Annotated in this window: 10 protein-coding genes; 9 read left to right on the top strand and 1 reads right to left on the bottom strand. The window is 70.5% G+C overall.

What is annotated here, in order from left to right:
• The first annotated feature begins 60 nt into the window (after positions 1 to 60).
• The 7 genes from gatC (at position 61) to ABZ707_RS15690 (ending at position 7,349) form a co-directional block, all read left to right on the top strand.
• Positions 61 to 357, top strand: coding sequence for an Asp-tRNA(Asn)/Glu-tRNA(Gln) amidotransferase subunit GatC (gene gatC / locus ABZ707_RS15660; RefSeq protein ID WP_010984178.1), 297 nt, complete (start codon positions 61 to 63; stop codon positions 355 to 357).
• Between the two features lie 6 nt (positions 358 to 363).
• The gene (gatA, locus tag ABZ707_RS15665; RefSeq protein ID WP_360173792.1) at positions 364 to 1,857 is read left to right on the top strand and encodes an Asp-tRNA(Asn)/Glu-tRNA(Gln) amidotransferase subunit GatA; all 1,494 of its coding nucleotides are present in this window, start codon (positions 364 to 366) and stop codon (positions 1,855 to 1,857) included.
• Positions 1,854 to 2,096 (top strand): hypothetical protein, encoded by a 243-nt coding sequence (locus ABZ707_RS15670; protein WP_360173795.1) that lies wholly within the window; start codon positions 1,854 to 1,856, stop codon positions 2,094 to 2,096. Before gatA ends, ABZ707_RS15670 begins: the two co-directional genes overlap by 4 nt.
• A gap of 16 nt (positions 2,097 to 2,112) precedes the next feature.
• Positions 2,113 to 3,621 carry an Asp-tRNA(Asn)/Glu-tRNA(Gln) amidotransferase subunit GatB gene (gene gatB, locus ABZ707_RS15675; RefSeq protein WP_360173798.1) on the top strand — a complete coding sequence of 503 codons (1,509 nt, stop codon included), beginning with the start codon at positions 2,113 to 2,115 and terminating at the stop codon, positions 3,619 to 3,621.
• A 190-nt stretch (positions 3,622 to 3,811) separates the two neighbouring features.
• Positions 3,812 to 5,068 carry an arsenic transporter gene (locus ABZ707_RS15680; RefSeq protein WP_360173801.1) on the top strand — a complete coding sequence of 419 codons (1,257 nt, stop codon included), beginning with the start codon at positions 3,812 to 3,814 and terminating at the stop codon, positions 5,066 to 5,068.
• Positions 5,069 to 5,312: 244 nt separating this feature from the next.
• The gene (locus ABZ707_RS15685; protein WP_360173804.1) at positions 5,313 to 6,743 is read left to right on the top strand and encodes a ricin-type beta-trefoil lectin domain protein; all 1,431 of its coding nucleotides are present in this window, start codon (positions 5,313 to 5,315) and stop codon (positions 6,741 to 6,743) included.
• A gap of 144 nt (positions 6,744 to 6,887) precedes the next feature.
• Positions 6,888 to 7,349: a universal stress protein gene (locus ABZ707_RS15690; RefSeq protein WP_360173807.1), complete on the top strand. Its 462-nt coding sequence runs from the start codon at positions 6,888 to 6,890 to the stop codon at positions 7,347 to 7,349.
• Positions 7,350 to 7,391: 42 nt separating this feature from the next.
• Here the strand turns inward: ABZ707_RS15690 and ABZ707_RS15695 are convergent, their stop codons facing one another.
• Complete coding sequence (locus ABZ707_RS15695) at positions 7,392 to 8,255, bottom strand: oxidoreductase (protein ID WP_360173810.1); 864 nt, start codon at positions 8,253 to 8,255, stop codon at positions 7,392 to 7,394.
• A 332-nt stretch (positions 8,256 to 8,587) separates the two neighbouring features.
• On the opposite strand from ABZ707_RS15695, the gene ABZ707_RS15700 reads away from it, so the two are divergent.
• Both ABZ707_RS15700 and ABZ707_RS15705 read left to right on the top strand, forming a co-directional pair.
• On the top strand, positions 8,588 to 9,166 hold the full coding sequence (locus tag ABZ707_RS15700; RefSeq protein ID WP_360173813.1) for a TetR family transcriptional regulator: 579 nt from the start codon (positions 8,588 to 8,590) through the stop codon (positions 9,164 to 9,166).
• A gap of 175 nt (positions 9,167 to 9,341) precedes the next feature.
• The gene (locus tag ABZ707_RS15705; RefSeq protein WP_360173816.1) at positions 9,342 to 11,510 is read left to right on the top strand and encodes a phosphocholine-specific phospholipase C; all 2,169 of its coding nucleotides are present in this window, start codon (positions 9,342 to 9,344) and stop codon (positions 11,508 to 11,510) included.
• The last annotated feature ends 137 nt before the right edge of the window (positions 11,511 to 11,647 follow it).

Here is an 11,647-nt window from a genome sequence, read left to right on the forward strand (position 1 = left end):
GATTGGGCAGGTCCCCCGTAACTTCCGTAAACCCGCACACTCACCCCAGAGGATCGTTGCATGCCTGGCATCACGCGCGAGGAGGTCGCCCACCTCGCCCGGCTGGCACGTCTGGAGCTGAAGGCCGAAGAGCTCGACCACTTCGCCGGACAGCTCGACGACATCATCGGCGCGGTCGCACGCGTGTCCGAGGTCGCCGACCAAGACGTCCCGCCGACCTCCCACCCGCTGCCGCTGACCAATGTCATGCGGGCGGACGAGGTCCGTCCGTCGCTCACCCCCGAGCAGGCGCTCTCCGGCGCCCCGGCCCAGGAGCAGCAGCGTTTCAAGGTGCCGCAGATCCTGGGGGAGGACTAAACAGTCATGACGGACATCATCAAGCTCACCGCCGCGCAGATCGCCGCGAAGATCGCCTCCGGCGAACTCACGGCCGTCGAGGTCACCGAGGCCCATCTCGCCCGGATCGAGGCCGTCGACGAGAAGGTCCATGCCTTCCTGCACGTCGACCGTGAGGGCGCGCTGGCCCAGGCCCGTGCCGTGGACGCGCGGCGCGCGGCGGGCGAGAAGCTCGGACCGCTGGCCGGCGTCCCGCTGGCGCTCAAGGACATCTTCACCACCGAGGGCGTCCCGACCACCGTCGGCTCCAAGATCCTCGAAGGCTGGCTCCCGCCCTACGACGCGACCCTCACCAAGAGGCTCAAGGCCGCCGGTGTCGTCATCCTCGGCAAGACCAACATGGACGAGTTCGCCATGGGGTCCTCGACGGAGAACAGCGCCTACGGCCCCACCGGCAACCCCTGGGACCTGACCAGGATCCCCGGCGGCTCCGGCGGCGGCTCGTCCGCCTCCCTCGCCTCGTACCAGGCGCCCCTGGCCATCGGCACGGACACCGGCGGCTCCATCCGCCAGCCGGCGGCCGTCACCGGCACGGTCGGCGTCAAGCCGACCTACGGCGCGGTCTCCCGCTACGGCATGGTCGCCTTCTCGTCCTCCCTCGACCAGGGCGGCCCCTGCGCGCGCACGGTCCTGGACGCGGCGCTGCTGCACGAGGTGATCGCCGGGCACGACCCGCTCGACTCGACCTCCATCGACGCGCCGGTCCCGCCGGTGGTCGAGGCCGCCCGCAACGGCTCGGTCGCCGGGATGCGCGTCGGCGTCGTCAAGCAGTTCCGCGGCGAGGGCTACCAGGCCGGCGTCGTCCAGCGGTTCGACGAGTCCGTGGAGCTGCTCAAGGGGCTCGGCGCCGAGATCGTCGAGCTGGACTGCCCGTCCTTCGCCCTCGGCCTCGCCGCGTACTACCTGATCGCGCCGTCCGAGTGCTCCTCGAACCTCGCCCGCTTCGACGCCATGCGCTACGGCCTGCGGGTCGGCGACGACGGCACCAGGTCCGCCGAGGACGTCACGGCGCTGACCCGTGAGGCGGGCTTCGGCGACGAGGTCAAGCGCCGCATCATGCTCGGCACGTACGCGCTCAGCTCCGGCTACTACGACGCGTACTACGGCTCGGCGCAGAAGGTCCGCACCCTCATCACCCGGGACTTCGAGCGGGCCTTCGAGCAGGTCGACGTGATCGTCTCCCCGACGACACCGACCACCGCCTTCCCGATCGGCGAGCGCGCCGACGACCCGATGGCGATGTATCTCGCGGACCTGTGCACCATTCCGACCAACCTGGCCGGAAACGCCGCCATGTCGCTGCCCTGCGGCCTCGCGCCGGAGGACGGCCTGCCCGTCGGCCTTCAGATCATCGCCCCGGCCATGAAGGACGACCGGCTGTACAAGGTCGGTGCCGCTGTCGAGGCGGCCTTCGTGGAAAGGTGGGGACACCCGCTGCTGGAGGAGGCACCGTCACTATGAGTAGTGCAATGAGCAAGGCCAAGGGCTTCAAGAAGTCCAGGGCCGGTACATACCTGTCGATCGGGACCACCGCTTTCGGAGTGATCGGCGTTGTCAAGCAGGCCAGGACGGCCCACAAGGACAGCGACACACTCCGCCTGCTCGACGCCGCTGTCTCCGCCGCCGCCATCGCCACCGGCCTCGCTCTGCTCCTGCGTGAGCTGAAGCGGCTGGGCGACGACGACGTCCTGCTGGGCTGAGAGGGAATGTTTCACCGTGACCGTCACTGAACTCGTGTCGTACGAGGACGCCCTCGCGACGTACGACCCCGTCATGGGCCTTGAGGTCCACGTCGAGCTCGGCACCAGGACCAAGATGTTCTGCGGCTGCTCGACCGAGCTGGGCGCCGAGCCCAACTCGCAGACCTGCCCCACCTGTCTGGGCATGCCCGGCTCGCTCCCGGTCGTCAACGCGATCGGTGTCGAGTCGGCCATCAAGATCGGCCTCGCGCTCAACTGCGAGATCGCCGAGTGGTGCCGTTTCGCCCGGAAGAACTACTTCTATCCGGACATGCCGAAGAACTTCCAGACCTCGCAGTACGACGAGCCGATCGCCTTCAACGGCTATCTGGACGTCCAGCTCGACGACGGCGAGATCTTCCGGGTGCAGATCGAGCGCGCCCACATGGAGGAGGACACCGGCAAGTCGACGCACGTCGGCGGCGCCACCGGCCGGATCCACGGCGCGTCCCACTCCCTGCTCGACTACAACCGCGCGGGCATCCCGCTCATCGAGATCGTCACCAAGCCCATCGAGGGCGCGGGCGAGCGCGCGCCCGAGGTCGCCAAGGCGTACGTCGCGGAACTGCGCGAGCTGATCAAGGCGCTCGGTGTCTCCGAGGCCCGCATGGAGATGGGCCAGATGCGGTGCGACGTGAACCTCTCGCTGCGCCCGCACGGCCGCGAGAAGTTCGGCACGCGCTCCGAGACGAAGAACGTCAACTCGCTGCGCAGCGTCGAGCGCGCCGCCCGCTTCGAGATCCAGCGCCACGCCGCGGTGCTGAACTCCGGCGGCACGATCATCCAGGAGACCCGTCACTTCCACGAGGAGGACGGCTCCACCACATCGGGCCGCGTGAAGGAGGAGGCCGAGGACTACCGCTACTTCCCGGAGCCCGACCTCGTTCCCGTCGCACCCGCCCGGGACTGGGTGGAGCGGCTCCGCGAGGGACTGCCCGAGCTGCCGCGCGTGCGGCGCAACCGGCTCCGGGAGGAGTGGGGCGTCTCCGAGCACGACATGCAGTCGATCCTCAACGCCGGCGCGATCGATCTGATCGTCGCCACGATCGAGGCGGGCGCGCCGGCCGACCAGGCCCGTAAGTGGTGGATGGGCGAGCTGGCCCGTAACGCCAACGAGTCGGGCCGCGCGCTGGACGAGCTGCCCATCACCCCGGAGCAGGTCACCCGGGTCACCGCGCTCGTCGCCTCCGGTGATCTCAACGACAAGCTGGCCCGTCAGGTGATCGAGGGCGTTCTCGCCGGCGAGGGCGACCCGGACACCGTCGTCGAGAAGCGCGGCCTGAAGGTCGTCTCCGACGAGGGCGCGCTGGGCGCCGCCGTGGACGAGGCGATCGCGGGCAACGCCGCCGTCGCCGACAAGATCCGCGCGGGCAAGGTCGCGGCGGCGGGCGCGCTGGTCGGGGCGGTCATGAAGGCCACCCGGGGCCAGGCCGACGCGGCCCGGGTACGTGAGCTGATCCTGGAGAAGCTCGGCGTCGAGGGCTGACCCTCTCGTCCGTACCTCACGGCCGTCCGTACCTCTCGGCCGGTCCGTACCTCATGGGGCGGCGCACCGAACGGTGCGCCGCCCTCCGAGTGTTCCCGCCCTGCGTGTTCTCACGGGGTGTTTTCCCGCCCGCCGGTACCGGACGCAGCCCGGACCACGGGCCGAACCGTCTTCGCGAGGCCGAGATTCCGTGAGCACCGTCGCCGCCGAGACCGTCTCCGTGGGCCTGCTGCTGGCCGTGCTGGCGTTCGCCGTCGTACGCCCGCGCGGTCTGCCCGAGGCGGTCGCGGCTGTCCCCGCCGCGCTGCTGGTCGTGGTCCTCGGCGTGATCTCGCCCGGCGAGGCGTGGCAGCAGACGCACAGCCTGCTGCCGGTGATCGGGTTTCTCGCGGCCGTGCTGGTGCTGGCTCAGCTCTGCGACGAGGAGGGGCTGTTCGCGGCGGCCGGCGATCTGGTGGCGCGGGCCTGCGGCGGCCGGCCGCGCCGGCTGCTGGGCGGGGTCTTCGGGGTCGCCGCCGTCATCACCGCCGTGCTCAGCCTGGACGCCACGGTCGTCCTGCTCACACCGGTGGTCTTCGCGACCGCGGCCCGGGTCGGCGCCCGCCCGAGGCCGCATGTCTACGCCTGTACGCATCTGGCGAACTCCGCGTCGCTGCTGCTGCCGGTCTCCAATCTGACCAATCTGCTGGCGTTCACCGCGAGCGGTCTGTCCTTCACCCGCTTCGCCGCGCTGATGGCGCTGCCGTGGCTGGCCGCGATCGCCGTCGAGTACGCCGTCTTCCGCCGGTTCTTCGCCGCGGACCTGGCCGCGGGCGCGCACGCTCCGAAGACCGGCGAGCGGCCGGAGCCCCCGGTGTTCACGCTGGTGGTGCTCGGGCTGACGCTGGCCGGGTTCGTGGTCACCTCCTTCGCCGGGATCGAACCGCTGTGGGCGGCGCTCGCCGGTACGGCCGTACTGGCGATCCGCGCCCTGCGGCAGCGCCGGACCACCGTGACGGGGCTCGTCCGCGCCGCGTCACCGCTGTTCTGTCTGTTCGTCCTCGCGCTGGGAGTGGTCGTCAAGGCCGTCGTCGACAACGGGCTGGACACCGGGATCAGCCGGCTGCTCCCCGCCGGATCGACGCTGCCCTCGCTGCTGGCGATCGCCGGCGTCGCCGCCGTACTGGCCAATCTGATCAACAATCTCCCGGCGATCCTGGCCCTGCTGCCGGTCGTCGCGCCCGCCGGGCCCGGCCAGGTGCTCGCGGCGCTGATCGGCGTCAATCTCGGGCCGAACCTCACCTATGTCGGCTCCCTCGCCACCCTGCTGTGGCGGCGCATCCTGCAAGAGCATCAGACGGAGCCGAGGCTCGGCCACTTCACCCGGCTCGGCCTGCTGACGGTGCCCGCCACGCTGGTGGCCGCCACGCTCGCGCTCTGGGGCGCGCTGCTGGTGGTCGGGGTCTGATCCCGGAATGGTAAACGGCCGTCAAAAACCGGGCCCGTCACGAGGGCCGGTGACGGCAGGGCATTGACGGAGGGCTGGTCTAGTCCTTTACTCGTTCCCAGTCGACCGGTTCATGTGCGGAGTCTTCGTTCTCCCATCTGAACAGGTCCGGTTGACCCATCCCGTGAACGGCACGTGCCCGCGCTCCACCCCCACGTTGTGTTTTGACGCGCCCATGACAGGCGCCCATGACAGGAGTGTTCCTGTGTTCCGATCCCGTACGAGAGCTCTGGCCGCCGTCCCGGCCGTCCTCGCCCTGGCCGCCACCGCGCTCGTCGCCACCGCCACCGGCGCCGCCGCCGCGGCCAACCCCGGACCGGGCTTCCCCGCCCAGTACGCGGCGCCCTATGTCGAGACCTGGGGCTCGCCCTCGGCCATCGCCAACGCCCGTAACGCCACCGGGCTCAAGTACTTCACCCTCGCCTTCGTCATCGACGGCGGCGGCTGCGACGCCACCTTCAACGGCGACACGTCGATCACCGACGCGGGCTGGACCTCGGCCATCAACTCGCTGCGCTCGGCCGGCGGCGATGTCATCGCCTCCTTCGGCGGTGCCTCGGGCACCGAACTCGGAGTCGGCTGCGCCACGGTGGCCGCGCTGAAGACCCAGTACAAGCGGGCCGTCGACGGGCTCAACCTGACCCGGATCGACCTCGACATCGAGGGCGGCCAGCTCGGCAACACCGCGGCCAACGACCGCCGCAACAAGGCGCTGGCCCAGCTTCAGCAGGAGTACGCGGCCGCGGGCCGGAAGCTGGACGTCCAGTACACGCTCCCGGTCAACCCGACCGGTCTTGAGCAGGAGTCGATCGACCTTCTCAACAACGCCAAGAGCAACAACCTCAACGTGAACCTCGTCAATATCATGACGATGGACTACGGCCCGGCCATGGACATGGGCAAGGCGGCCACGGACGCGGCCACCGCGCTGCGCGCGCAGCTCGGCAGGATCTGGACCACCAAGACCGACGCGCAGCTCTGGGCGATGGAGGGCAACACCCCGATGATCGGGGTGAACGACACCCAGGCCGAGGTTTTCACCACCGCCAACGCCACCACCCTGGCCAACTTCGCCAAGTCCAGGGGCATCCAGGAGCTCGCCTTCTGGGCGGTGGGCCGTGACAAGGCGTGCGCGACCAACGGCCAGCTCTCGGACAGTTGCAGCGGCACCCCGCAGAGCGCCTACCAGTTCTCCGGCATCTTCAACTCGGTGACGGGCTCGGGCGGTGACGGCGGTGACGGCGGCGCCGGGAAGACCGGGCAGATCACCGGCCTCGGCGGCAAATGCGTCGACGTCGCCTCGGCGAGCAGCGCCAACGGCGCCGCCGTACAGCTCTACGACTGCAACGGCTCGGGCGCGCAGCAGTGGACGGTCTCCACGGACGGCTCGATCCGCGCGCTCGGCAAGTGCCTGGACCTCACCGCCGCCGGTACGGCCAATGGCACGAAGGCGCAGCTCTACGACTGCAACGGCACCGGTGCGCAGCAGTGGCAGAAGGGCGCGGGCAACACCCTGGTGAACCCGGTGTCCGGCAAGTGCCTCGATGTCACGGACAAGTCCACCGCCAATGGCGCCAGGCTCCAGATCTGGACCTGCGCGGGCGGCACCAACCAGCAGTTCCTCCTGCCCGCCTGACGGCGTCGTCCGCCGCGCGGCGGAGCCGGGAAACGCTCGGGCCGCTGTCCCGCCCCCCGTCCGAGGGTGTCCTGATCGTGTGAGGCCCCGAAGTGGTGCCATCCTTCGGGGCCATACGCATGCCATCGATCGGAGGCCGACGCCGTGACCGCACCGACGACCGTTCTCGTCTGGATCACCGAATCCACCTGGCCCGCCTGTGTCGACGCGGCCCGCGAGCGCGCCCCGCACGACGAGGTGGTGCTGCTCCATGTCAGTGATGACGAGGTCGTCGCCGCCGCGCACGACGCCTACGCGGGGCTCCTCGGCCGCGGCGGCCGGCCCGACCGCGATCCGGGCGGCCGGCTCGAAGCGCTCTCGGGTGTGGCGGCGGCCGATCTGCTGGAAGCCGCGGCGCACCGGCTGGGCCGGCCCTGCGAACTCCTCGACCACCACGGCCGGGTGGAGGACGAGGTCGTCCGCGCGGCGGACGGCGTGGACCTGCTGATCTGCGCGCGCGACGGCCGGATCGACCGTCCCGGGCCGCACAGCCTCGGCCGGGCGACCCGGTTCGTCGTGGACCACGCGCGTTGCCCGGTGCTGCTGGTGTGGCCGCACGGTGAGTGAGGCCGGGGGCACTCCGGCGCGCGAGGGGTGCCCGGAGGCCGCTCAGGCGTTGTTGGCGCTGTTGGGGTCGTTGTTTTCGTAGTCGATCGATTCCGTGAGCTCGCGCCACTTGGCGTCGGTTTCGGTACGGAGGCGGTCGGACTCCGTCACATACTGATAGGCGTCGCGGCCCAGCAGCAGATGCACCGGAGGCTCGTCCAGATCCGGCAGGCCCAGGATGACCTGCGCGGCCTTCGCCGGATCGCCCGGCTGCCGGCCGTCCGCGCTCCGTACCCTCTCGGCCATGGCCCCGACGGTCGCCCGATACGGCTCGCTGATTGGCGGGATCGTCATCGACGCGCCGGCCCAGTCGGTCCGCAGGCCGCCCGGCTCGACGACAGTGATCCGCACACCGAGCGGGGCCAGCTCGCGGGAGAGGACCTCGGAGAAGCCGGCCACCGCCCACTTCGCGCTCTGATACGCGCCGAGACCGGGCGATGTGGTCCGGCCGCCGCTCGACGAGATCTGGATGATGTGTCCGGAACCGTTGGCTCGGAGGATCGGTATCGCGGCCTTGGTGACGTGGTAGACGCCGTAGAAGTTGGTGTCGATCTGGGCGCGGAAGTCGGCGTCGGTGACGTCCTCGACGGCCGCGATATCGCCGTAACCGGCGTTGTTGACGATGACGTCCAGTCCGCCGAAGGCGTCGACCGCGCCCTGGACGGCGGCGCGTGCGGCCTCGGCGTCGGTGACGTCGAGCGCCACGGCGCGTACCCGCTCGCCGTAGGTACGGACGAGATCGTCGAGCTGGGCGGGCCTGCGCGCCGTGGCCACCACCCGGTGACCGGCGGCGAGGGCCGCCTCGGCTGTGGCACGGCCGAGACCGCGCGAGCTGCCGGTGATGAACCAGACCTGTGACTGCGTCATGACGGTGTTCCTTGCGCGTGGCGACGTGAGGGTGCGAGATGAGAAGCGATGACGGTCAAGTAACTGACCGTCCAGTTACTTGACTATAAATCTGGGCTCGGGCGAAAGCAAGGATCTGAGTGAACGACCGGTTGGTTGATTCCTGGGCGCCACGACCATGGGGTGAAGGTGGCAAACCATGGCAATGTGTGCATCGCCTGCTACGGGAAGAGCTGCGGGGTGGTCGAAGGTGGCGAGCTGAGGTCGGCCGATGCGCGATGGCGACTGACCAGACAGTCACTTACTCCCTGTGTGGTCGCGGTGACCGGGGCGCCGCTGGCTACGATGAGCGAGTGGCCAGAGACTCCCGCACCACCAGGACCAGTCTGCTGCGCGCGGCGACCGACGAGTTCGCCGCGCACGGCATCGCGGGCGCGCGCGTCGACCGCATCGCCGCCGCGGCCGGCTACAACAAGAACCTGATCTATGTGCACTTCGGGTCCAAGGAGCAGCTCTTCGACGCGGTCTACGAGGCCGCTGTGGAGGAGGTCCTCGACGCCGCGCCCTTCGACGCCGACGATCTGCCCGGATACGCGGGCGCGCTCTTCGACTTCCACCTCGCGCATCCGCATCTGATGCGGCTGGCGCGCTGGCACAGGCTGGAGCGGCCCGGCGAGGTGCTGCCGGTCGCGCTGAAGGCCAACGAGGTGAAACTCCGGGCGCTCGCCGCCGCCCAGGCGGACGGCAGGGTGGACGCCGGTCTGCCACCCCATCTGCTGCTGCCCCTGGTGGTCGCGCTCTCCTCCACCTGGAACGAGGGCAGCCCGGAGCCGGTGAACCCCGCCATGGACGCCGCGGAGATCGCGGCCAGACGGCACGCGGTGGTGGTGTCCGTCGGCCGCCTCACCCGCCCCGCGGTCCGGCGGCCGTAAGGCCCGCCGTCCCCGGCGGGCGAGACGCCCGCGTCGTCGCGGCGGGGTCTCGAAAGCGCCGTGCGCGGCTCCGCGTCACCTCTGGGGGACGTTCATGTCGTAGACGTTCCCGGGCCTCTCTTCTGCCATCCGCTCTCACTAGCGTCCCGGCCGGACTACTTCTTGGAGGTCGGGCATGTCACCGGAGATATCGCGCAGAAGAATGCTCGCCCTTGGCTCGGGCGCGCTGGGCGGGGCGGCTGTCGGGTCGGTGCTGCCGCCGTCCCTGCGGGCCGCGATCGCCGCCGAACCCGCGGCCGGTGGGATGTCGGCGATCAAGCATGTGGTCATCCTGATGCAGGAGAACCGCTCGTTCGACCACTACTTCGGGACGCTGCGCGGGGTGCGGGGATTCGGAGACCGCAACGCCGTCGAGCTTCCCTCCGGGAAGCCCGTCTTCGAGCAGCCCGGTCCGCTGGACACCGTCCTGCCGTTCCCGGTACGGGACGCCGCCGAGACACAGAAGCAGGGCCTCCAGTACATCGGGGCGCTGGACCACTCCTGGGACGGCGGGTTCGCCGCCTGGAACAAGGGCTGGATGGACAACTGGGTCTCCGCCAAGAGCGCCGCCACCATGGCGTACTACGACCGGCGCGACATCCCGCTGCACTACGAGCTCGCGGACACCTTCACGGTGTGCGACGCGTACCACTCGTCCACGCACACGTCGACGAGCCCGAACCGCAACCATCTGTGGAGCGGCTGGACCGGGTTCGAGGCCGACGGCCGGCGGGCCGTCGACAACGACGCGTACGAGGAGGACACCCACCCCGGCTATCCGTGGCCGACCTACGCCGAGCGGCTGGAGAAGGCCGGGCGTAGCTGGCAGACGTACACGGAGTGGGAGAACTTCACCGACAACAACATCGAGTTCTTCACCACCTTCAAGGACATCGCGCGCAAGGCGCTCACCGGGGCGCGGGCCCTGCCCGGCCGGCCGGAGGCGGCGGGCTTCACCTATATGGAGGCGTTCTACGCCGCGGTGCGCGACGCCCAGGACGCCGCCGAGCGCGATGAACTGCTCGCCGCGCTGGAGGCCGGCGTCGCCACACTGACCAGGCGGGAGCGGTCGCTCTTCGAGCGGGGACTGCGGCGGGTCGAGAGCGGCACGCTGGCCGAGAAGTTCCGGGCCGACGTGGCCGCGGGGACGCTGCCCGAGGTGTCGTACCTCGTGCCGTCCGCGATCGACTCCGAGCATCCCGGCTCCTCGTCCCCGATCGCCAGCGCCACCCTCGTCTACAAGGTCCTGGACGCGCTCGGCGCGCACCCGGACGTCTGGCGGCACACCGTCGTACTGATCAACTACGACGAGAACGACGGCTTCTTCGACCATGTCCCGCCGCCCGTGCCGCCCGTCAACGACCCCGAGGAGCGCTGGGAGGGCCGGCCGACCGGTCTGGGCATCCGGGTCCCGCTGCTGGTGGTGTCGCCGTGGACGGTCGGCGGCTATGTCTGCTCGCAGGTCTTCGACCACACCTCGGTCATCCGTTTCCTGGAGAAGTGGACCGGGGTCGAGGAGCCCAACATCACCAGGTGGCGGCGGGCCGTCACCGGCGATCTCACCTCGGCCTTCGACTTCCAGCGCGGCCGGTCGCAGCCGGAGGTGGAGCAGCCCGGCGCGATCCCGCCGTTCACCGGCCGCTGGCGGCCCGTACCCCCCACCGAGCAGCGGATGCCGCGACAGGAGAAGGGCGCCAGGCCGGCCAGGCCGCTGCCCTACCAGACCGACGCCCACGGCCATGTCGAGGGCCGGGCCTTCAAGGTCACGCTCAGCAACACGGGCCGGGCGAGCGCGCACTTCGCGCTCTATCCGTACGCCGGGGAGTTCGAGGTCCCGCAGCACCGCGATGTGCGGGGCACGGCGCACTGGACGGTGCCCCTCACCGGCGTGACCGGTGGTGCCTACCGCTTCACCATTACCGGGCCGAACGGTTTCCGCCGCGAGTTCGCCGGGCCGGTGGCGGGCCAGGGCGCCGAGGTGTCGTCGGCCGTGGACCACCACGACCGCGATCTCCAGCTCACCCTGCGCAACACCGGTGACCGGCCGGTCACCTTCACGGTACGGCCGCTCGGCTATGTCGACGAAGCCGATCTGGAGGGCTGGACCCGGCAGATCACGGTGAAGCCGGGCCGCAGCCGGAGCGTCGTGCACTCCGCCGCCGACGCGCACGGCTGGTACGACATCGAGATCACCGCCGAACCGGGCACCGGTGGCGGTCCCGCACACCACAGCGACGCCGGCGTCCGCTTCCGCCGGCGTCTGATGGGGCACATCGAGAACGGCCGTCCGAGCGTCTCGGGCTGATCCGGCCGATGTGCCCGGCGGCGCGCGGGGGCCGGAACCACCTGGAGCCGGGGCCCGCCGTCTCCTGACCGCCGGCCTCCTGACCGTTGGAATCCAGCGGCGTGGCATCCGAGACCATGGCATCCGACGCCATGGAG

It is taken from the genome of Streptomyces sp. NPDC006923, from assembly GCF_040635655.1.
In the GTDB taxonomy this organism is placed as follows: Bacteria; Actinomycetota; Actinomycetes; order Streptomycetales; family Streptomycetaceae; genus Streptomyces.